Source organism: Alteraurantiacibacter buctensis, assembly GCF_009827655.1.
In the GTDB taxonomy this organism is placed as follows: domain Bacteria; phylum Pseudomonadota; class Alphaproteobacteria; order Sphingomonadales; family Sphingomonadaceae; genus Alteraurantiacibacter; species Alteraurantiacibacter buctensis.
Genome location: NZ_WTYV01000001.1, coordinates 76,405 through 97,821 on the forward strand (window position 1 = coordinate 76,405; position 21,417 = coordinate 97,821).

General features: G+C 67.7%; 20 protein-coding genes and 1 tRNA gene. 16 read left to right on the forward strand and 5 right to left on the reverse strand.

Annotation, left to right across the window (positions count from 1 at the left end; genetic code table 11):
• Nucleotides 1-11 precede the first annotated feature (11 nt).
• From GRI99_RS00340 to GRI99_RS00360, 5 genes are all read left to right on the forward strand, one after another.
• Entirely contained in the window at nt 12-1,169 is a 1,158-nt protein-coding gene (locus GRI99_RS00340; protein WP_237438048.1) for a TrbI/VirB10 family protein, read from the forward strand.
• Between the two features lie 71 nt (nt 1,170-1,240).
• Entirely contained in the window at nt 1,241-2,215 is a 975-nt protein-coding gene (gene virB11, locus GRI99_RS00345) for a P-type DNA transfer ATPase VirB11 (RefSeq protein WP_237438103.1), read from the forward strand.
• Nucleotides 2,216-2,226: 11 nt separating this feature from the next.
• The gene (locus GRI99_RS00350; protein WP_160770039.1) at nt 2,227-4,413 is read left to right on the forward strand and encodes an RNA degradosome polyphosphate kinase; all 2,187 of its coding nucleotides are present in this window, start codon (nt 2,227-2,229) and stop codon (nt 4,411-4,413) included.
• Complete coding sequence (locus GRI99_RS00355; protein ID WP_160770040.1) at nt 4,410-5,927, forward strand: Ppx/GppA phosphatase family protein; 1,518 nt, start codon at nt 4,410-4,412, stop codon at nt 5,925-5,927. The genes GRI99_RS00350 and GRI99_RS00355 overlap by 4 nt, the downstream gene beginning before the upstream one ends.
• 92 nt (nt 5,928-6,019) lie before the next feature.
• The gene (locus GRI99_RS00360) at nt 6,020-6,280 is read left to right on the forward strand and encodes a hypothetical protein (RefSeq protein ID WP_160770041.1); all 261 of its coding nucleotides are present in this window, start codon (nt 6,020-6,022) and stop codon (nt 6,278-6,280) included.
• A 51-nt stretch (nt 6,281-6,331) separates the two neighbouring features.
• On the opposite strand, the gene GRI99_RS00365 is transcribed toward GRI99_RS00360, so the two are convergent.
• The 3 genes from GRI99_RS00365 to GRI99_RS00375 form a co-directional block, all read right to left on the reverse strand.
• On the reverse strand, nt 6,332-7,069 hold the full coding sequence (locus GRI99_RS00365; RefSeq protein ID WP_160770042.1) for a hypothetical protein: 738 nt from the start codon (nt 7,067-7,069) through the stop codon (nt 6,332-6,334).
• On the reverse strand, nt 7,069-7,494 hold the full coding sequence (locus GRI99_RS00370) for a DUF6152 family protein (RefSeq protein WP_160770043.1): 426 nt from the start codon (nt 7,492-7,494) through the stop codon (nt 7,069-7,071). Before GRI99_RS00370 ends, GRI99_RS00365 begins: the two co-directional genes overlap by 1 nt.
• 106 nt (nt 7,495-7,600) lie before the next feature.
• Nucleotides 7,601-9,538, reverse strand: a complete 1,938-nt coding sequence (locus tag GRI99_RS00375; RefSeq protein WP_160770044.1) for a potassium transporter Kup — start codon at nt 9,536-9,538, stop codon at nt 7,601-7,603.
• 107 nt (nt 9,539-9,645) lie between these two features.
• On the opposite strand from GRI99_RS00375, the gene GRI99_RS00380 reads away from it, so the two are divergent.
• Both GRI99_RS00380 and GRI99_RS00385 read left to right on the forward strand, forming a co-directional pair.
• Nucleotides 9,646-11,010: a DUF4118 domain-containing protein gene (locus tag GRI99_RS00380; protein ID WP_160770045.1), complete on the forward strand. Its 1,365-nt coding sequence runs from the start codon at nt 9,646-9,648 to the stop codon at nt 11,008-11,010.
• A 68-nt stretch (nt 11,011-11,078) separates the two neighbouring features.
• Nucleotides 11,079-12,725, forward strand: coding sequence for a family 43 glycosylhydrolase (locus GRI99_RS00385; RefSeq protein WP_160770046.1), 1,647 nt, complete (start codon nt 11,079-11,081; stop codon nt 12,723-12,725).
• Nucleotides 12,726-12,736: 11 nt separating this feature from the next.
• On the opposite strand, the gene GRI99_RS00390 is transcribed toward GRI99_RS00385, so the two are convergent.
• Nucleotides 12,737-13,306, reverse strand: a complete 570-nt coding sequence (locus GRI99_RS00390; protein WP_160770047.1) for a nuclear transport factor 2 family protein — start codon at nt 13,304-13,306, stop codon at nt 12,737-12,739.
• A gap of 77 nt (nt 13,307-13,383) precedes the next feature.
• Between GRI99_RS00390 and GRI99_RS00395 the strand changes: the two genes are divergently transcribed.
• The 4 genes from GRI99_RS00395 (at nt 13,384) to GRI99_RS00410 (ending at nt 17,025) form a co-directional block, all read left to right on the forward strand.
• Entirely contained in the window at nt 13,384-14,802 is a 1,419-nt protein-coding gene (locus GRI99_RS00395; RefSeq protein ID WP_160770048.1) for a carotenoid oxygenase family protein, read from the forward strand.
• Entirely contained in the window at nt 14,799-15,116 is a 318-nt protein-coding gene (locus GRI99_RS00400; RefSeq protein ID WP_160770049.1) for a TraR/DksA family transcriptional regulator, read from the forward strand. Before GRI99_RS00395 ends, GRI99_RS00400 begins: the two co-directional genes overlap by 4 nt.
• Nucleotides 15,117-15,406: 290 nt before the next feature.
• A complete protein-coding gene (locus tag GRI99_RS00405) occupies nt 15,407-15,949 on the forward strand; it encodes a hypothetical protein (RefSeq protein ID WP_160770050.1) in 543 nt (180 codons plus the stop codon).
• A 59-nt stretch (nt 15,950-16,008) separates the two neighbouring features.
• Nucleotides 16,009-17,025 carry an acyltransferase family protein gene (locus tag GRI99_RS00410; protein ID WP_160770051.1) on the forward strand — a complete coding sequence of 339 codons (1,017 nt, stop codon included), beginning with the start codon at nt 16,009-16,011 and terminating at the stop codon, nt 17,023-17,025.
• Here the strand turns inward: GRI99_RS00410 and msrA are convergent.
• Nucleotides 16,991-17,521 (reverse strand): peptide-methionine (S)-S-oxide reductase MsrA, encoded by a 531-nt coding sequence (gene msrA, locus GRI99_RS00415; RefSeq protein WP_160770052.1) that lies wholly within the window; start codon nt 17,519-17,521, stop codon nt 16,991-16,993. The genes GRI99_RS00410 and msrA overlap by 35 nt on opposite strands.
• A 102-nt stretch (nt 17,522-17,623) precedes the next feature.
• Here msrA and GRI99_RS00420 point away from each other — a divergent pair, with 102 nt between their 5' ends.
• The 5 genes from GRI99_RS00420 to GRI99_RS00440 all read left to right on the forward strand — a co-directional run bounded on the left by GRI99_RS00420 (nt 17,624) and on the right by GRI99_RS00440 (nt 21,394).
• Entirely contained in the window at nt 17,624-18,451 is an 828-nt protein-coding gene (locus GRI99_RS00420; protein WP_337192818.1) for a class I SAM-dependent methyltransferase, read from the forward strand.
• A 31-nt stretch (nt 18,452-18,482) separates the two neighbouring features.
• A complete protein-coding gene (aguB, locus tag GRI99_RS00425) occupies nt 18,483-19,358 on the forward strand; it encodes an N-carbamoylputrescine amidase (protein ID WP_160770053.1) in 876 nt (291 codons plus the stop codon).
• A gap of 71 nt (nt 19,359-19,429) precedes the next feature.
• Nucleotides 19,430-19,852 (forward strand): 2-amino-4-hydroxy-6-hydroxymethyldihydropteridine diphosphokinase, encoded by a 423-nt coding sequence (gene folK, locus GRI99_RS00430; protein WP_337192819.1) that lies wholly within the window; start codon nt 19,430-19,432, stop codon nt 19,850-19,852.
• Between the two features lie 17 nt (nt 19,853-19,869).
• Nucleotides 19,870-19,945: transfer RNA gene (locus GRI99_RS00435), tRNA-Lys, on the forward strand.
• Nucleotides 19,946-20,101: 156 nt separating this feature from the next.
• Entirely contained in the window at nt 20,102-21,394 is a 1,293-nt protein-coding gene (locus GRI99_RS00440; protein WP_160770054.1) for a tetratricopeptide repeat protein, read from the forward strand.
• Nucleotides 21,395-21,417: the final 23 nt, after the last annotated feature.

Below are 21,417 nucleotides of genomic sequence, written 5' to 3' on the forward strand. Positions count from 1 at the left end.
GACCTGATGCCATGAAGCTTGCCATGCGCCTGCCGGAAAAGAACAGTTCCGCCGCCCGCGACCGCGATCCGCGCGAGGATGCGACGACCGAGATCATCGACCTCGCCAGCCGCACCAGCTATCCCGCCGTGGCCAACCGCAAGGGCCACTCCGACGCGCTGGGCCTGGCTGCCGGGATTGGCTTCGTGATGATTATCGGCGCGGCCACCCTGTGGGGCCTCAACGCCGGCAAGGAGGGGCCGCAGGATGCCGCGCAGGGCGTAGCGCCGGGTGCCGCAGCTCCCGCGCAGGCCGCCGTAGTCCAGCCGCTGCCCGATATCGCCACCCTGCCATCTGCCAATGCCGGCGCGGTGCAGCCGGGGATGGAAGCCCAGCCCGTGCCCGGCCAGGCGGCGCCGATGATGGTCGATGGCTACAACCCGCAAGGGGCCCCGCAGCCCTATGTGAACCCCTACAATTCGCCCACCGTGGTCTATGACGGGAGCAATGCCCCCGTGGTTACCGGCATGGCCGCTGCCGTGGCCACTGCGGCCGAGACCGGCGGCCAGGTGCCGGGCGCAGGCACCGCGGGCGATTTTGCCTCGCGCATCGGGGGCGTGGGGGGCGGACCCGCCACCGCGCGGGCCGACATCAACCCCGCCACCACCGTGGCCCAGGGCACGATGATCCCGGCGATCCTGGAAACCGCCATCAACACCGACGTGCCCGGCTATGTCCGCGCCGTCGTCAGCCAGGATGTGCGCAGCTTCGATGGCAGCCGCATCCTGGTGCCGCGGAGCAGCCGCCTGGTCGGCCAGTACCAGAGCGGGCTGCAGGCCGGCCAGCGCCGCGCATATGTTATCTGGACCCGCGTGATCCGGCCCGATGGCGTATCGGTCAACCTGGCCAGCCCGGCCACCAGCTTCGATGGCACCGCCGGGCTGGAAGGACGGGTGGACAGCCACTTCTTCTCGCGCTTCGGTTCGGCCATGCTGCTCTCGGTGATCGGCGGGCTGACGACCATTGCCAGCGGCGGGGCCAGCGTGATCCTGGGTGGCGGGCAAACCGCCGCCAGCACAGCCCTGCAACAGGATGGCCAGCGCCCGCCCACGGTGCGCGTGCGCATGGGTGAGCCGATCCGCGTGTTTACCGCGCGCGACCTGGATTTCAGCCAGGCCCCGCGCCTGTAACCGTCAGGTAACGATCCGTTATGCCGGCCGAGATACACCGCCTGGGTGATGAACCCGCCCCGGATACCGGCATGACCGCCGCCCAACCTGTCGCGCCCAGCGGCTCGGTCTACCTCGACGCCTACCTGGCCCCGTTCCGCCAGTGGCTTGACCGCGACACCGTGACCGAGATCCTGGTCAACCGGCCGGGCGAGATCTGGGTGGAGGATGCCGCCCATCCCGGCATGCAGCGCGTCAGCGCCCCCGAAGTGGATGACCGGCTGGTGCAGCGGCTGGCCGAACAGGTGGCCCGCGTCAGCCACCAGGGCATCAACCGCGAACACCCGCTGCTGGGGGCCACCCTGCCCGATGGCGCGCGCGTGCAGTTCTGCGGCCCGCCCGCCACTCGCAAGCACTGGGCCCTGGCCATTCGCCGCCACCGCCGGCTGGACCTGCCGCTTGATGCCTATGACACCGGCCCGCTTGACGGGCACGCCGAAGAGGTGCTGCCCGACCCCGTGCAGCAGCCGATCCAGTTCCTCCGCGCCGCGATCCGCGCCCGCAAGACCATCCTGATTTCAGGCGGCACCAGCACCGGCAAGACCACCTTCCTCAACGCCATGCTGGGCGAAATCCCGCGCGAGGAGCGCGTGGTGCTGGTGGAGGATACGCCCGAACTGAAGCTGCCCGGTGCCAACGGCGTGGGCCTGGTGGCGGTGAAGGGCGAGCTGGGCGAGGCCAAGGTGTCCGCCAATGAACTGTTGCAGGCCGCCCTGCGCCTGCGCCCCGATCGCATCGTGCTGGGCGAACTGCGCGGCGCGGAAAGCGTATCCTTCCTGCGGGCGATCAACACCGGCCACCCCGGCAGCTTCTCCACCATTCACGCCAATTCCCTGCGCGGGGCGCTGGAGCAGTTGAGCCTGATGGTGATGCAGACTGGCATCGGCCTCACGCGCAGCGATACCATTGCCTATGCCGCCGGGGTGATCGACGTGATCGTCCAGCTTGGCCGGCAGGATGGCAAGCGCGGCATCACCGCCATCGCCCGCGCCGCCGACTTGCTGTAGGCAGGGCCGCGATGAGCGACGCCAGCGCCCCTGAAGAGACACCGGTCAGCACGGCTGCCGCAGCCCCGCCGGAAAGCCCGGAAGAGCGCTATTTCAACCGCGAGCAATCGTGGCTGGCCTTCAACCAGCGGGTACTGGCCGAGGCGCGCAACCCGGCCTATCCGCTGCTGGAACGGCTGCGCTTCCTCTCGATCAGCGGCAGCAACTTCGACGAATTCGCCATGATCCGCATGGCCGGCCTGATCGGCCAGGTCCGCACCGGCACCGGCACCCTGTCGATCGACGGCAAGACCCCCGCCCAGCAACTGGCCGCGATTGCCCTGAAGCTGCGTGAACTGGAGCTGGGCCAGCAGGCCGCGCTGACCGAGCTGCGCCCGCTGCTGGAAGAGAAAGGCCTGTCGATCCGCGGCGGCGACCTGGATGACAAGGTGGCGGAAAGCTGGCTGCAGCAGCAGTTTATCGACCAGATCATCCCGGTCATCACCCCGCAGGCGATCGATCCGGCCCACCCCTTCCCCTTCGTGGCCAACGGCGGCATCGGCGTGCTGTTCAGCCTCGAGCGCAACGAGGACGGCAGCCGCCTGGTGGAGATGGTGCTGATCCCCGCCGCCCTGCCGCGCTTCATCCGCGTTCCGGCCGAGCATACCGGCACCGGCATCGTGACCCATGTCGCCATCGAGCGGCTGGTGCAGCGCTTTGCCCCGCTGATCTTCCCCGGCTTCTCCATCCGTGGTGACGGCGTGTTCCGCATCCTGCGCGACAGCGATATCGAAGTGGAGGAAGAGGCCGAGGACCTGGTGCGCTTCTTCCGCAGCGCCATCCAGCGCCGCCGCCGGGGCCAGGTGATCACGCTGGAGCTGGACGAAAGCTTCGACGCCGAGAGCGAGGACCTGCTGCGCGAGAAGCTGGGACTGGACCAGGCCTTCATCACCAAGACGCTGGGAATGATCGGTATCTCGGGCCTGGCCACCGTGGTGGCGGAAGACCGGCCGGACCTGAAGTTCAAGCCCTATACCCCGCGCTATCCGGAACGCGTGCTGGAGCACGATGGCGACTGCTTTGCCGCCATCCGCGAGAAGGACATCGTGGTCCACCACCCCTACGAAAGCTTCGAGGTGGTGGTCGATTTCATTCGCCAGGCGGCGGCCGATCCGGCCGTCGTCAGCATCAAGCAGACGCTCTATCGCGCAGGCAACCAGTCACCCGTGATCAACGCCCTGTGCGCGGCGGCGGAGCGCGGCAAGTCGGTCACCGCCGTGGTGGAGCTGAAGGCCCGCTTCGACGAGGAGCAGAACCTGCACTGGGCGGGCGAGCTGGAACGGTCCGGCGTGCAGGTGATCTATGGCTTCATTGACTGGAAGACCCACGCCAAGATGAGCATGGTGGTGCGCGCCGAGGATGGCGGCTACCGCACCTATTGCCACTTCGGCACCGGCAATTACCACCCGGTGACCAGCAAGGTTTATACCGACCTCAGCTATTTCACCGCCGATCCCGCCTTCGGGCGTGATGCGGTGCGCCTGTTCAACTTCATCACCGGCTATGTCGAGCCTGCCCAGACCGAGCGGATCGCCATCAGCCCGCTGAACCTACGCGAACGGCTCTATGCTGCGATCGACAACGAGATCGCCAATGCCCGGGCCGGCGAGCCGGCCGCCATATGGGCCAAGTTCAATTCCCTTACCGAAAAGGGCATGATCGACCGGCTGTACGAAGCCAGCCAGGCCGGCGTGCGCGTGGTGCTGGTGGTGCGCGGCATCTGCTGCCTGCGCCCCGGCGTGCCCGGCCTGTCGGACAACATCTCCGTCAAGTCGATCATCGGCCGCTTCCTGGAACACAGCCGCATCTGGGCCTTCGGCAACGGCTCGCCGCTGCCGGGCGACGGGGCCACGGTCTATATCTCCAGCGCCGATGCCATGAGCCGCAACCTCAACCGCCGGGTGGAGGTGCTGGTGCCCATGACCAACCCCACGGTGCATGACCAGGTGCTGGAACAGGTGCTGCTGGCCAACCTGCTGGATACCGAGCAGTCGTGGCTGCTCGACGGCGAAACCGGGGAATACCAGCGCGTGGAGGATGACGGCGAGCCGTTCAACTGCCACGCCTATTTCATGACGAATCCCTCGCTTTCCGGCCGTGGCGGCGCGCTGAAGGACAGCCGCGTGCCGCGCCTTGCCCTGCGGAAGGGTGCTGCGTGACCACCAGTTCCGGCACCCGCCGCACCAACGGCGGGGAGTACCGCCCCGATCGCGCGGTGATCGACATCGGCAGCAACACGGTGCGCCTGGTGGTCTACACCGGCTCGCGCCGCGCGCCCGCTGTCTACCTGAACGAGAAGGTCACCGCCCGCCTTGGTCGCGACCTGATGGGCAGCGGAAAAATGCCCGACAAGGCGATGGATCTGGCGCTGGGGGGCCTGGCCCGGTTCGCCGTGATCCTGAAGGACCTGGAAGTGGCCGACGTGCAGTGCGTGGCCACCGCCGCCGTGCGCGATGCCAGCAACGGGCCCAAGTTCCTTGACCGGGTGCGCGCGCTGGGTCTGGAACCCCGCCTGCTGAGCGGGGAGGAAGAGGCACGCTATGCCGCCCTTGGCGTGATCGGCGCGTTTCCCAAGGCGCAAGGGCTGGTGGCAGACCTGGGCGGCGGCAGCCTGGAACTGGTGGAGCTGGCCGGCGGTGAATGCGGCCAGGGCGTCAGCCTGCCGCTGGGCACGCTGCGCCTGGCTCCCATGCGGGCCAAGGGTGACGAGGCGCTGCGCAAGGGCGTGGCTGCCGCGCTGGACCAGGCGCGCTGGGCAGCCGAAGTGGGCGGCCCGCTGTACCTGGTCGGCGGCACCTGGCGCGCGCTGGCCACGCTGGCCATGCACCGCACCCGCTATCCGCTGACCGACCCGCACGCCTTCACGCTCGACCCGGCGCGCGCCGCCAAGCTGTGCAAGCGGCTGGCCCAGTCCAACCCGGAAGAGCTTTCGGCCGTGGAAGGCATCCCCTCCAGCCGCGCCGCCGGCCTGCCCGATGCGGCTGCCATGCTGCGGGTGATGATCCAGAAGCTGAAGCCATCGGCCCTGGTCATATCGAGCTGGGGCCTGCGCGAAGGACTGCTGTTCGACCGGCTCGACCCGGCGGAGCGGGCGCAGGACCCGCTGATCGCCGCCGTCTCGCGCTTCACCGCGCCGCGTGGGGCCAGCCTGAATGCCGCGACGATGATGGCCGGCTGGACCAGCGCCGTCGCGCAGAGCGTGGGCAAGGGCAGCGAGACCCTGCGGCTGGCGGCCACCCTGCTGGCCAAGGCACAGGTCCATCTGGAGCCCAACATGCGCCTGCGCCACTCGGACGACTGGGCGCTGGACAAGCGCTGGATCGGCGTGGACCATCGCGGGCGGGCGCTGATCGCCGCTGCCCTCCACGGGGCCGCCGGACGGCCCGAACCGCCGCTGCGGCTGCTGGGCCTGGCCAGCGAGGCCGATTTGCGCGTCGCCGCCGGCTGGGGGCTGGCGCTGCGCCTGTGCCGCCGGATCGGTGCGGGCACCCGCGCCTCGCTGCTGACCAGCCGCCTGTCGCGGCACGAGGACCGGCTGGTCCTGTGGCTGGAGCCGGAACGCGCCCCGCTCGCCTCTGACCAGGTGGTGTCGGAACTCAACGCCCTGGCCCGCTGGCTGGGTTGCGAGGCGCATCTGGTGGTGGGCGAGGCACAAGGCGGTATCGCGGGCTGATTCTGTCCACCTTGTGACCACGCCCTGCCGGTGCTTGCCCGCGCTCCGCCGGGCGGGGCACTTGGCGGGGAAAAGGGAGACAGACCGGGGCCATGACCGACGAGCAGCCACAAGAACCCGCCGCGCCGCCGCCGCTGCCCGATCAGGCAGAGATGACCGCGCAGGACCTGGCCCGCGCCATCCTTGACCGGCGGATAACCCGCCCCCGCATCACCAGCGTGCGCCGCCTGGCCGAGGCCCTGCTGGCAAAGAAGGCCGGCAAGGGGAAGAAGAAGGCGAAGAAGGCGGACAAGAAGGTCCGCAAGCTGGCCAAGATTCCGGGCCAGAAGGGTCTGGGCCAGAACGGGCGCTAGGCCGCAGCCCTCACCCCATTCGTCCCGAGCGAGCGGATCGGTGGGTTGGCCTTATTCCTCCCCCGGCAGCCGCATGGTGTGGTTGCCGTTCTCGTCCACATAGTCGCGGTTATCCTCGCAGACATATTCCTGCAGCTTGTAGCCGGGCATCCGGCGATAGCTGTAGGAATAGGTCCACGGCCGCTCGAAATACTCGTCCTCCACGGTGATCTCGTTGTGCAGGATGTCGGGCGCAAGCAGGCGGATGCGCTCGGTGATCACCATCGCCTCGGAATGCGGGGTCCACTGGAACTCCACGCTTTCCTTGATGCCGGTGGTGCGGATCACCAGCGTGTCGCCCTCCCAGTGGCCCACCGACGTGCCATAGAAGCCGGGATTGACCTCGTCCCAGTTGGGCAGGTCCTGGTTCATGTAGATGCGGCGGGTCTGGTTGAAGGCTTCCTGGGTGATGTTGATCTGCTCGTCGCGCTGGAACACCTCCATCGGGAACATGCCCATCATCATCGCCGGCATGCCGTCGGGGATGCAGCGGATGTAGTTCTCGCCCGCCGGCTGCGATTCCTCTGCGCGGGAGGCCAGCACGGCCTGGAACTGGCGATAGTCCGCCAGGTATTCGGGCTTCAGCGGCGGCTCGCCCGGGCGGTTGGGGGCATAGCGCGGATCGGGCGTTTCGCCGGGCAGCGGATAGCGCTCGTAGGTGCCGGTGAAATCGGGGTGCGATTGCGCCAGGGCGGGTGCGGCGGTGCCCGCCAGCAGCGCAGCCAACAACAGGGAGCGGCGCAGGCCCATCACTGGCCCCCCGCCCGGTCGCTGCGATGATAGCGATTGGCATTGGGCACGCCGGGCAGCATGTGGCGGCCACTGGGCAGGACCACCTCCAGCAGCAGCCCGCCGTTGCGCCCGTCCCGCAAGGGGGCAACATAGGCGGTGACGATATCGCCCGTGCGGATGGTGCGCGATGTCCAGCCGCCGCGGCTCATCATGTTGGGGCTGGTCATCTCCAGCGTGAAATGGGTGCCGCTGTCGTCATCGATTTCCAGGTAGGCGTGCGGGTTCTGCCACTTGAACTCGGTCACGCTGCCGTGGAGCGTGATCGAACGGGTGTTGTCGAACATGGCGAACGAATGGTGCGCGGTGGCCGGCGGGGCCGCAATGGCCGCCAGTGCCAGGGCCACGACGGGCAAGGGGCCGCACAGGGCCGTCACTGGTTTCATAAGGCTTTTCTCTCCCCCCGCCGGGTCTTGCGCCCGGCCGTGTGGGGCAAGACTAGCGAAGGCGCAGGCGCGTGCAAGCGGTTTGCGATGGAAACGAATGGGGCCGTCAGATCTGCAACTGGCTGCCCAGTTCCACCACCCGGTTGGTGGGCAGCTTGAACGATTCCATCGCGCTTTCCGAGCTCTTCGACATCCAGGCGAACAGCCCCTCGCGCCAGCGGGCCATGCCGGGGTGGTCGGCCGAGGGGATCAGCTTCTGGCGGCCGAGGAAATAGCTGGTCGCCATCGGATCGAACGGCACGCCGATGGTGGCAAGGGCCGCCAGTTCGCGCGGCACGTCCACTTCCTCCATGAAGCCATAGCGCAGGATCACGCGGTAGAAGCCGTGGCCCGCGTCGCTCACCTCGGCGCGCCCGGCGGGGTCTGCCTGCGGCACATCCTCCACCTTCACCGTCACCACCAGCACCCGCTGATGCAGCACCTGGTTGTGCTTGAGGTTGTGCAGCAGCGCCGATGGCACCCCTGCGGCCGAGGCGGACAGGTACACCGCCGTGTTGCGCACCCGGTGTACCGAGCCGGCGGTGGCGGCAATGAACTGCGCCAGCGTCAGCTCTCCCTCCTCCATCCGCTCGCGCATGATCCGCCGCCCGGTGGCCCAGGTGGTCAGCACGGTGAACAGCACGCCCGCCACCAGCAGCGGGAACCAGCCGCCATCGGGGATCTTGGCGATGTTGGAGGCGAAGTAGGTGCCGTCCACAGCCAGGAACAGCGCGATCGTGGCACCCGCCAGCAGCCTGTTCCAGCGCCACACCTTGAACACCAGGAACGCCAGCATCAGCGTGGTGATGATCATCGTGCCGATCACCGAGATGCCATAGGCGCTGGCCAGCCGGGTCGATTCCCCGAAGCCCAGCACCAGCACCAGCACCATCACCAGCAGGGCCCAGTTGATCGCCGGGATATAGATCTGCCCGGCTGCCTTCTCGCTGGTCTGCAGGGTCTTCAGGCGCGGCAGGAAGCCCAGTTGCACCGCCTGGTGGGTGACCGAGAAGGCGCCCGAAATCACCGCCTGGCTGGCGATGATCGTGGCCGCCGTGGCGAGGAACACCAGTGGCAGGCGCGCCCATTCGGGGGCCATCAGGTAGAACGGGTTTTCCGCCGCCGCCGGATCGGCCAGCAGCAGCGCGCCCTGGCCCATGTAGTTAAGCATCAGGCACGGATAGGCCAGGCCCAGCCAGGAAAAGGCCACCGCGCGGCGGCCGAAGTGGCCCATGTCGGCATACAGCGTTTCCGCGCCCGTCACCGCCAGAAACACCGATCCCATCGCCAGGAAGGCGAGGTGCGGATCATGCATGAAGAAGCGCCCCGCCCACAGCGGGTTCAGCACGCCCAGGATTTCCGGCCGGGCGGCGATGTTGACCACGCCCAGCGTGGCGAGGGTCGCAAAGTAGACCAGCACGATCGGCCCGAACAGCGCCCCCACCTTGGCCGTCCCGCGGCTCTGGATCAGGAACAGCGCGATCAGGATGACCATCGCGATCGGCAGCACCAGCGAGTCCAGCGCGGGGTTGACGATGGTAAGCCCCTCCACTGCGGACAGCACCGAAATGGCCGGGGTCAGCATGGCATCGCCATAGAACAGCGACGCCGCCAGCACCCCCAGCGTGACCAGTCCCGCAGTCAGCGCGCGGCCTTCCACATGCCGCGCAATCAGTGCCAGCAGGGCGAACGATCCGCCTTCGCCCTTGTTGTCCGCGCGCATGGCCACGAAGACGTATTTCACGGTGACGATCAGCATCAGCGACCAGAAGATCAGGCTCAGCACGCCGAACACATGCAGCCGGTCCACCGCCAGCGGATGCGGCCCTACGAAGCTCTCCTTCAGCGCATAGAGCGGCGAGGTGCCGATATCGCCATAGACCACGCCGATGGCCCCCAGCATCAGCACCGGCAGGCTGTCTTTCGGGGGATGGGTCCGGGTTTGATCGGCGGGGGGTTGATGGGCGGGGTTGGCCGCAGGCGGCGCGGAGATGGGCGTTTCCATGCCCCGCGATGTGGGCCCGAAGCGCATTAAGTTTCCATGTGGATTGGCAGCCGCCAGGTGCGCGCCATCTCGACGAATGCCGCGTTCGCGCCCATTCCTTGCCCCATATGGAATCCTATCCGCAACCCGCCCTGGTTCAGGCCCCGTCCACCCTCTTGCGCGCCGCAGGACTGGCGCTGGGGCTGCTGCTGACCCTGCTGGCCACGCTGGCCGGTCTGCTGATCGCGCCCGGCTGGGGATCGGCCGCGGTGGTGCTGCTGTACCTGCCCCCGGTGCTGGTGACGGCCCGCTATGCCGGTCTGTGGCCATCGCTGCTGCTGGCGCTGGTGGCCACGCTGGCGTTCAATTTCTTCTTCACCCAGCCCTATCACACGCTGCGCATCGCCAGTCCGGGCGACCTGGTGACGGTGGCAGCGCTGTTCCTGGTAGCCGTGGTGACTAGCCAGTTGACCAGCGCCATGCGGACGCAGGCAAGCCTTGCCGCCGCCAATGCCGCGCGCAACGCCACCATTGCCGGCCTCGCCCGTCGGCTGCTGCCGTGTACCGATCGCGAAGCCGTGGCGAGGGTGGTGGTGACAGACCTTGCCCGGCTGTTCGCCTGCAACGTGGTGTTCGCCGCCAGTGCAGACGAGCCCGAAGTCCTTGCCGCCCTGCCGCCCGGCCTGGCACTGGCAGCCAACGACCGCGCGGCCCTGGCCGCCACGCTGGCCCAAGGCCAGCCCGCCGGGCGCGGGCTGCAGCGGGTGAGCCAGGCGGACTGGCAGTTCCATCCCGTGATCGGGCAGGGCCGCATCCACGCCGCGCTTGGCCTGGCACGCCCGGACGGCAAGCCGCCGATAGCCGAAAGCCAGCGCGAGCTGCTGGGCAACCTGCTGGACCAAGCCGCCCTGGCGCTGGAACGCGCGCGACTGGAGGCCGAGGCAAGCGCCGCCATCGCCGGGCGCGAGCGGGACCGGATGCGCGCCGTGCTGCTCGCTTCGATCGGCGAGGACGTGAAGCCGCGCCTGCTGGCGATCCAGGCGGGCGCACGCGCGCTGCGACGCAATCCGGCGGACAGGGATGCCGCCAGCGCGGTGGCAGCCGAAGCGGCCAGGTTGCAGCATTATGTCGACAACCTGGTGGATCTCAGCCCCGGGTCCGACCAGGAGCCGATTGTGTGCGGCCCGCTGGCAATTGACCTGTTCCGCCATACGGTGACCCGCGCCGGCGAGCCAGTACACCTGACGCCCAAGGAGTTCGCCGTGCTGGCCGAACTGGCCCGCCACCGGGGCCGCGTGCTGACCCACCGCCACCTGCTGCGCGCCGTCTGGGGCCCGGCGCACGAAGAGCATGTCGACTACCTGCGCGTGGCCGTGCGGGCCTTGCGGCAGAAGCTGGAAGTTGATCCGGCCACGCCGGTGCTGATCCTGAACGAACCGGCGGTGGGTTACCGGCTGGCGGCTACGGAGAGCGGTGACAGCGGCGGGGGGTGAGCAAGTCCCTTGAATTGGAATCATGCCTACAATACACGGAGTAATCCCCTCGGTATCAGGACAGGTTCATGGAAAATCGCCGCGATGCAATCAAGCTTGCCCTGGCCGGAGCGCTGGGCCTGCCCGTTGCTGCTGCGGCGGCCGATCCCCAGGCCGCAGAGCACAGGCAATGCGGCGCTGCTCCGCCGGCTGAACCGGGCTGGGCCCACGGCATCGAAGGCCAGCGCAAGGCCGATCTGGGCGATGGCCGCTACCGCAACCCCGTGCTGCCGGGTGACTACCCCGATCCCACCATCCTGAAGGATGGCGACGACTATTACATGACCCATTCGTCGTTCGATTCGGCCCCCGGCCTGATCCTGTGGCATTCGCGCGACCTGGTGAACTGGACCATGATCGGCCCGGCCCTGCCCGCCCCGATTGCCGTGGTCTTTGCGCCCGAACTGGTGAAGCATCAGGACCGGTATTACATCTACATCCCGTTCATCCCCGCGCCGTGGTCGGTAGCCCTGCGCGGGCGGCGCAACGCCATCTACGTGATCCACGCCGATGACATTCGCGGCCCGTGGAGCGAGCCGGTGGACATGGGTATCGAGGGCTATATCGATCCCGGCCACGTGGTGGGCGAGGACGGCAAGCGCTACCTGTTCCTGTCCGGCATTGCCCGCGTACTGCTGACCGACGACGGCCTGCGCGCCGCCGGCCCGGTGGAGCAGGTGTATGATGGCTGGCGCTATCCCGAGGACTGGGTAACCGAAGCCTATGCGCTGGAGGGGCCCAAGCTGCTGCGGCGCGATGGCTGGTTCTACATCGTCACCGCCGTGGGCGGCACGGCCGGACCGCCCACCGGGCACATGGTGATTACCGCCCGCTCGCGATCGGTCAACGGGCCGTGGGAAAACTGCCCGCACAACCCGATCGTGCGGACCAGCGATGCCGCCGAGGCCTGGTGGTCGCGCGGCCATGCCACGGCGGTGGAGGGGCCGGCGGGTGACTGGTATTTCGTCTATCACGGGTACGAGAACGGCTATCGCACGCTGGGGCGGCAGACCCTGCTGGAACCGTTCGAGTGGACGGCGGACGGCTGGCCCCGCGCGCTGGGCGGTGACCTGTCGGCGCCCCTGCCGATGCCATCAGGCCGCAGCGGTGGGCCGCACGGTTTTGCCCGGTCGGACGCGTTCGACCAGCCGCAGCTTGCCCCGAAGTGGTCGTTCTATGGCCCGGGCGCAAACGAAGCGGCGCGGGTGCAGGTGGGCGATGGGCAACTGGTGCTGAAGGGCAAGGGCCGCGGCCCAGAGACCTCCTCGCCCCTGACCCAGACCGTGGGCGACCGCGCATTCGAGATCACCGTGGAAGTGACGCTGGAAGGCGAAGGGGAAGCCGGCCTGCTGCTATTCTTCAACGACCGGCTGTTCCTGGGCATGGGCATCACCGGGGACCGCATGATCAGCTATCGCGGTGGCAAGCCCAGCCACTGGCGCGAACCCGCCCCGGCGGCGCGGACCATGCACCTGCGGATCGTCAACGACCGGCAGATCGTGACCTTCTACTACAGCCTGGACGGGCAGGACTGGACCCGTCACGGCGTGCGCTCCGAAGTGTCGGGCTATAACGCCAACGTGATCGACGACCTGCAGAGCCTGCGCCCCGCCCTGTTCGCGGCGGGCAGCGGCCAAGCCGTGTTCCGCGACTTCCGCTATCGCGGGCTGGCGTAAGCAAGCGCGCTTCAGAACGGATCGCGCCCCTGCTCGTCGAACGGCCGCGTGTCCACCGGCGGCATGGTATAGGGCGGGCGCTGCGGCAGGGTGCGGTTCCCCTTCCACGGCACCTGGTCGACATCGGTCCAGGCGTTGACCGTCAGGCGCCAGAACTTCCAGCGGTCATCCTCCCTGATCAGCCGGTCATCGCGCGTGCCGATGCCGAAGACGAAGTTGGTGCGATAGTCCGCATTCCACTGGATGATCTGGAAGAAGCAGCGGACGCGGGCGCCTTCCGGGTGCGGGTCCATGATGAAGTGGTTCATCAGGTGGTGGCGGCCATACCACCAGTGCTGCCGGTCATACCACAGCTTGCGCAGGTTCTCGCGGATCGCCTCGTGGCCACGGACCTTGCCCTGCCACAGGTGGTCGAACTCTGCCTCTCGCGCAAAGGTGCTGATGGCCAGTTCCTCGTCCGCCAGGTCGATGCCCCAGGCATAGCGGGCATAGAGCTCCTCGATCTCGCCACGGTCCTGCGCCGGCATCACCTGCGGCACGCCTTGCGGCCAGCATACCTCGCCCATCTTGTCTCCCGTCAATTAGCTGCTTGATCTTGTCCGGTATTGGCTCTTCAATTGACGGTGTCAAACGGGCCAGTGACCCGCGGGAGAGAGACATGCCGGAGCCGTTCCACCCCTACCACAGCTTCGGGCTGATGAAGCGCAACCCCATGCGCTTCGAGGCCGACGTGTTCGAATGCGAGGTGGAGGGCGAAATCCCCGAAGCGCTGCGGAACGGCGCCTATTACCGCACCGGGGGGGACCGGGCCTTCCCCACGCTGGAGGATGACATCATCCTCAACGGCGATGGCATGTTCAGCATGTTCCGGTTCGAGGACGGGCACGTGTCCTACCGCAGCCGCTATGTGAAGACCGAGCGGTTCAAGGCGGAACTGGCCGCCCGCCGCCGCCTCTATGGCAAGTACCGCAACCGCTATACCGATGACGAGAGCGTCTCTAACCTGCCGCAGCGCGACAACACCGGCAACACCTATGCCTTTGCCCACCACGGCGAGCTGTACGCCTTGCGCGAGGACAGCCGCCCCTATCGCCTGGACCCGGAGACGCTGGAAACGCTGGAGGTGGGCGACTTCGGCCACCTGCGCAGTACGGCGCTGACCGCGCACCCCAAGATCGATCCGGTTACCGGCGAGTGGTGGTCCTACGGCGTGTTTGCCGGTGGCGAGCCGACCACCGACGCCAGCCTGCACGTATTTGACAAGCACGGCCTGCTGGTGCGCGAACAATGGTTCCACACGCCCTACCCCGGCCTCAGCCATGACTGGGGCATCACCCGCGACCACATCGTGCTGCCGATCATGCCACTGCTGGCCGACGAAGACCGCCTGCGCGCCGGCGGCGATTACTATGAGTATGACCCGGACCTGCCCAGCAAGTGGGGCATCATGCCGCGCAATGGCGATCCGGCCAAGGACATGCGCTGGTTCGACATCCCCGGCCTGGTGATGGGCCACGTGATGAACGCCTATTCCGAAGGCGACAAGGTCATCATCGACGTGCCCTGTTCACCCGGCAACTGCTTCTCCTTCTTCAAGGACAAGCACGGCAACCAGCCCACCCTGCCGCAGACGATGACGCAGATCACCCGCATCACCTTCGACCTCAGCAAGCCCGATGCCGAGGCGGTGACGCTCGCTCCGCTTAACGGTGCCTTCGGCGACATGCCCAAGATCGACGACCGCTATGCCATGCAGAGGTACCGTGTGGGCTATTTCGCGCTGCGGGACTTCCCGGTCATGAGCGTGGGCCAGATCGACTGGGAGACCGGCGAGATCAGGGTCCACCCGCTGGAAGGCGGGGTCAGCCAGGAGCCGGTGTTCGTGCCCCGCACCCCCGATTCGCCGGAGGGTGACGGCTACATCCTTGTCGCGGTGGACCGCATGGCAGAGAAGCGCATGGACCTGCTGATCCTTGACGGTAACGATGTCAGCCGCCCTGCCCTTGCCACCATCAAACTGCCCTTTGGCCAGCCGATGTGCTTCCACGGCTGCTGGGTTCCGGGAGACGCTGCATGACCGATACCGTTGCCGCCAAGGCCCGCCTCGAGGAGATGCTGGCCGAACTCACTGCCCGTCTCGCCCACATCGAAACCGATCTGGATGAGCCTGCCGATGCCGACAGCGGCGAACGCGCCGTGCAGCAGGAGGACGACGCCACGCTGGAAGGCCAGGCCGAACTGGTCGCCCGCGAGATCGCCAGCGTCACCCGCGCGCTGGAGCGGATTGCCAATGGCGCCTATGGCGAATGCACGAAATGCGGCGCGGAAATCGCTGCCGGCCGCCTGGCCGCCCGCCCGGAAGCCGCGCTGTGCATCGATTGCGCCGGCTAACTGCAGCGCTTGGTTCGGCGCTCCTGGCCATCAGTCAGGCTACGATCGCTCAGGAGGACGGTCTGCTCGGGTCGCCGCCCAACTCAGCCGAAGTGGCCCGCGAAGTGACCCTGGTTGATGGCACAGCGGTCAACGCGCGCGCCATTAGCGCACTGTCGTGCATTGGTGACAATGAGCGGAGTGACCTGGCCAACTCCTTTAGCTGCTAGTGGGAACAGAGGAGCGGGCGCCACTGGGTCCATCGGCAGGAGACTTTCTTCTACGAAGAAGTCGCGGGTATCCGCCTGCACGTGCGGCGGGATGAACAGGAATGGTGGCCCGACGAGGACCAGGTGGCCGCTGCCCTCTCGCGCCATGCGGGGGTGGAGATCGACCCGACGGCCGTCGATGACATCTCGTGCGAAGGGTTTGTGGAGGAGCCGTCCGGGGTTGAATGCCACTGGTTGCAGGACGGCGAGGAGAAGCGCTGGCAAGAGGAATTGTGGCACGGAGTTTTGGCCAGGGACGGTCAGAACTGGGCCTTGATTGACGATCCCTACCAACGCTTCGTGCCCACCCGCATCGACCGGATCGACGGCTATCACATGAACGGAGCTACCGTGTTGCTGCACGGACTGTTGCGCTGTGGCGCTTTTGGCTGCTGGATCAGCGGGAACGGGAGTGGCCTGGGCATTTCCGGAAACTCTGGGCCGGGGTCTGATCTGGCTCGGCTGGCCGGCCAAAGGGTCTACTTGCGGGCAATCGTGACCGACCTGTGTGTCCGGCGAATCTGCGTCGATCAGGCACCCACCCTGAACCTTGTGGAAGTGTCGTCCAGGCCAATGCGGAACTGACCACGGCGGCCAATCCGCCAAAATAGACTTGGAACCCCCCGCCTGCTAACGCCCGCCCCGTGACCGCTCCGCTGCCGCCCGCCCGCTTCGCCCTGCTCGACGGCCTGCGCGGGCTCGCGGCCATTGCCGTGGTGCTGTATCATGTCGATCATGGCTATATGCCGGGCGGGCACCTGGCGGTGGACTTCTTCTTCATCCTGTCCGGCTTCGTGATCGGCCTCAATTATCACCACCGGCTGGCGAGCGGGGAGCTGGGCCTTGTCCGCTTCACCGCCCTGCGTGTGGCCCGGCTGTATCCGATGCTGCTGGTGGGTGGCCTCTTGGCCATGTGGCTGCTCAATGCCGGCCCGCGCATCCTGGCGCTGGTGCCGGAGACGTGGAACCGGGCGCTGTTTCCCGGCAATCCGCCATTCTGGTCACTGCTGGCGGAGTTCCTCGTCAACCTGCTGTTTGCCGGCGTGCTGGTGCGGCTGGGCTGGCGCTGGATTGCCCTTGCCGCCGCAGCCAGCGCCGTTGCCCTCGCCTGGGTGGTAGCGGCAGAACCACTGACGCTGGCGAAGGGCGTGGCCGAGCAAGGGGCCTTCTGGCCCTTCATCGCTGGCGGGGCCCTGCGCGCCCTGTTCGGCTTCCTGGCCGGCCTGCTGCTGTTCGCCGCCTGGCAGTGCCGCAAGTCGCCCCGCAAGGTTCACTGGGGCGCACTGGCGATCCCGGCGATCCTGCTGGCGGTGCTGCTGGTCGATCCGGCCCAGCGCCGCTGGTGGGACATCGGGGCGATTCTCGTGCTGTTGCCCGCGCTCACCTGGGCGGCGATCCGCTGGGAGGCGCCCTTTCCGAAAGTGGCCCGCGCGCTGGGTGACCTGTCCTACCCGCTTTACTGCATCCACGTGCCGGTCATCTTCGTGACCGACAAGGCCGATGGGCCCACCCTGCTGGTGGCCCTGGCGCTGATCCCGCTGGCCCTGCTGGTCGACCGGATATACGACCGCCCCTTGCGCACCTGGCTGATGCGCCAGGCGCGGCAGCGGTTTGCGCGAGGCGAGTTCAGCCCTTCACCTTCCCGGCAAAGCTCTTCCTGAGCTTCATCAGCTTGGGCGGGATCACCGCCAGGCAATAGGGGTTGCGCTGGCCTTCGCCCTGCCAGTATTCCTGGTGATAGTCCTCCGCCGGATACCAGGTCGCCGGGCCTTCGATCGTGGTCACTGCCTTCGCGCCGGGATGGCCCGCATTCCACCGGGCAATCGCCTCTTCCGCCCCGGCCCGCTCGCTCTCGTCCTCCAGGAAGATCGCGCTGCGGTACTGCGTGCCCACGTCATTGCCCTGGCGGTTGAGCTGGCTGGGATCGTGCGTGCCCATGAACATGTCGAGCACCTCCTCCCGGCTGACCACGGCCGGGTCGAAGGTCACCTTCACCGCCTCGGCATGGCCGGTGCTGCCGCTGCACACCTCCTTGTAGGTGGGATCGGGCTTGTGGCCGCCGATATAGCCACTTTCCACGGCGGTCACGCCCACCACGTCGTTGAATACCGCCTCGGTGCACCAGAAGCAGCCGCCAGCCAGGATTGCCGTTGCCATCGTCATGTCTCCTTTGCTGCGACAAATGGGGACGAAAGACCCGCTTGTCATCGGTTCGGGTGCCTTTAGGTTGCGCTCGGATCCATTCAGGGGAGAGTTTTCGTGCGCCTCATCGCATCGCTTGCCGCCGCCGCTCTTGCCTTCTCGCTGCCCGCCATGGCCCAGTCCGCCGATCCGGCGATGGAGCAGGTGCTGGCCAGCCCGCACCGCGATGCCGACCGGGCGCGCGATGTCCACCGCCACCCGGCCGAAATGCTGCGCTTCTTCGATGTCCAGCCGGGCATGACGGTGGTCGATTTCTGGCCCGCCGGCGGCTGGTTTACCCGCGTGCTGGTGCCTTATCTTGGGGCTGAGGGAACCTACATCGGCCTCAATCCGCCGGTGCGGCAGGGGGATTCGGCCTATATCCAGGCGCTGGCCAACTATGCCGAAACCCTTCCCCCGCAGGCCCGCGAATGGGTGCCGCAGGGCGGCGCGCGGGTGATCGGGGCCAATGCCCCCACCATTCCGCAGGAGCTTGCCGGTACTGCCGACCGGGTGCTGATCCTGCGCGAGATCCACAACATGCGCCGCGCCAACTGGTTTCACGACGTGGTCGTGGCTGCCCGCACCCTGCTGAAGCCCGATGGGCTGCTGGGCGTGGAGCAGCACCGCGCCCGCCCCGATGCCCCCGCCAGCTATACCCTGGGTGACAACGGCTACCAGCGCGAGCAGGACGTGATCGCCCTGTTCGAGGCCTATGGCTTCGAACTGGTGGCCCGCAGCGAGATCAACGCCAACCCGCGCGATCCGGCTGACTGGCCGCAGGGCGTGTGGACCCTGCCTCCCGGCTATCGCGGCACCCCGGCGGAGAACACCGCCCGCCGCGCCGAACTGGATGCCATCGGCGAATCCGACCGGATGACCCTGCTGTTCCGCAAGCGGCCTTGAGGACACGCGGCGGCATGGCTACATGCCGCCCATGACCAAACTGACCGTCGCCGCCCTGCAACTCGCCCTCGGCTCCGAGGACGAGGCCGCCAACATCGCCGCCGTCTCCGCGCTGGTGGAGGAGGCCGCCGGCAAGGGCGCGCAGGTGGTGCTGCCGCCCGAGCTGTTCTCCGGCCCCTATTTCTGCCGCGAGGAGAAGGACGAGTTCTTCGCCCTCGCCCGCCCCACGCTGGAACATCCCTCGGTCATCGCGATGCAGAAGCTGGCCGCGAAGTTGAAGGTGGCCATCCCCACCAGCTTCTTCGAGCGCGACGGGCACCACTATTACAACACGATGGCCTGGATCGATGCCACGGGCGAAATCCAGGGCACCTATCGCAAGAGCCACATTCCTGACGGGCCGGGTTACGAGGAGAAGTTCTATTTCCGCCCCGGCAACGATGGCTTCAAGGTGTGGGACGTGCCCACCGAGACCGGCACCGCGCGCGTGGGCCTGGGGATCTGCTGGGACCAGTGGTATCCCGAAACCGCCCGCTGCCTGGCGCTGAAGGGCGCGCAGGTGCTGCTCTATCCCACCGCCATCGGCAGCGAACCCAAAGATGCCGACCTGGACACCAGCCGCATGTGGCGCCGCGCGATGATCGGCCATGCCGTGTCCAACTGCATGCCGGTGGTCGCCGCCAACCGCATCGGCCACGAAGGCAGCCAGGAAGCCGGCAACCGCTTCTATGGCCACAGCTTCATCTGCGATGAGTGGGGCGATTACATCGCCCAGTACGGGGCGGAGGAAACCGGCGTGCTGGTGGCCACGCTGGACCTGGATGCCGCCCGCAAGCACCGCGCAAGCTGGGGCTTCTTCCGCGATCGCCGCCCGCAGCTCTACACCCGCATCGCGGAGGATATCTGAGCACATCGCTTTACCTGCTGGCGCTGGGGTCCAACCAGTGCCACCCGCACCTTGGCAGCCCGCGCGAGGTGGTGGCGGCCGCCGCCGGCCTGATCGACGAAACGCTGGGCCGGGTGCTCGCCCGCAGTCCGATCATCGCCAGCGCGCCGATCGGCCCTTCCTTGCGCCGCTATGCCAATGCCACGCTGGTACTGGACAGTGCGCTCGACCCGCACGAGTTGCTGACCGCGCTGCAATGGCTCGAGGCCCAGCTTGGCCGCAAGCGCCGCGGCCAGCGCTGGCGGTCCCGCGTGATTGACCTCGACATCGTGCTGTGGAGCGGTGGCCTGGTGGCCGACCCCGACTTGAAAGTGCCGCACCCGCTGTTCCGCCAACGCGACTTCGTGCTGCGCCCCGCCGCCGCCATCGCCCCCCACTGGCGCGACCCGCTGACCGGCCTGACCCTCGCCCACCTCCATGCCCGCTTGACCCGCCGCCGCCCCCTGCCTAGGTGACCGCATCCCAAGCGCGTGGGCCCGTAGCTCAGTAGGTAGAGCAGCTGACTTTTAATCAGCGGGTCACAGGTTCGAATCCTGTCGGGCTCACCACGTTTTCGCCTGGCATTTCAGGCGTTCCTGTCATCCTGATGACAGGAACCTAACCGCGATTGTCACCCTGAAAACACCTATTGTCAGGGGTTTCCCTGACGCGCTTCCCCTAGTCTTCCAGTCGCTCTGACCGATCGACTTGGGGGATTGCAGACAATGACGCGTGTGAAACACCTGCTGCTGGCGCTGGCCTGTGGCATGGCGCTGGTGCCGGGCGTTCCCGCCATGGCCCAACAGGCTTCCGTGGCGGAGGCTGAGGCGGCATACCGGGCGCTGGCCCCGCAGGAAGCGGCGCGGGCGGGCGATCCGCAGTTCGATTACCAGCTTGGCATCGCTGCGCTGGATGCCGGGCATTATGGCGAGGCGATCATCGCCTTGCAGCGGGTGCTGGCGGTGCAGCCCGCCAACGCCCAGGCCCGTGCCGAGCTGGCCCGCGCCTATGCCCTGGCGGGCGATATCGACACCGCGCGCGCACAGTTCGCCACCGTGGTCGACGATCCCAGCCTGCCCGATCCGGTGCGCCAGCGGTTCACCGGCTTCGTGCGCCAGTTCGACCGGCAGATCGCCGGCGGCGGCAGCGACCTATCCGGCTATCTCGATGCGCGCGCCGGGCATGACAGCAACATCAATGCCGCCACCGACCTCACGCAGGTGACGATCCCGCTGTTCTCCTTCCTCGGCCCGGGCACGCTGGGCCCCGGCGCGCGGGCGCAGGAGGACGAGTTCTACGAGCTGACCGGCGGCCTGTCCGGCGTCTCCGCCATCTCGCGGCAGGACCGGGTGTTCGGCAGCGTGCTGGGATCGTGGCGCGACAACTTCGATACCAGCGCCTTCGATACCGCCAGCCTCACGGGCACGGCGGGCTATGCCCACAGCTTCGCCAATCGCGACGTGCTGTCCCTTTCGGCCCAGGCGCAGCGCTTCTGGCTGGACGATGCCGGCTATCGCAACAGTTATGGCGCGGTGGCGCAGTATACGCGCGTGCTGGATGGCGGGCGCGCGCTGACCCTGTCGGCGCAATACAATCGCCTCGATTTCGATGGCCAGCCGCTGCTCGATGCGGACCGGTTTGCCGTGGCCGTGGGCTTCGTCACCCGCGACATCTCGGCCACGGTGCAGGCTGGCAAGGAGGAAACCACGCAGGCCGCCGGCGATGCCTATTCCAACCTGTTCGCCAATGCCTCGCTGGGCGGGGAATGGGCCTTGAGCCCGCAAGTGGCGGTGCAGGGCGGCCTGGCGTTCGACCTCAGGCGCTATGACGCGGCCGATGCCCTGTTCCTGGTGGAGCGGGCGGACGAGCGGCTGGATGCGCAAGTGGGGCTGAAGGTGCGGCTGACCGACGCGCTCTTCTTCCAGCCGCGCGCCACCTACACCCGCAACTGGAGCAACATCGCGCTCTACGATTACGACCGCTTCACCGTTTCGGCGGGCGTGCGGCTCGAATTCTGATGTCTTTCCGACGCGACCCGGAG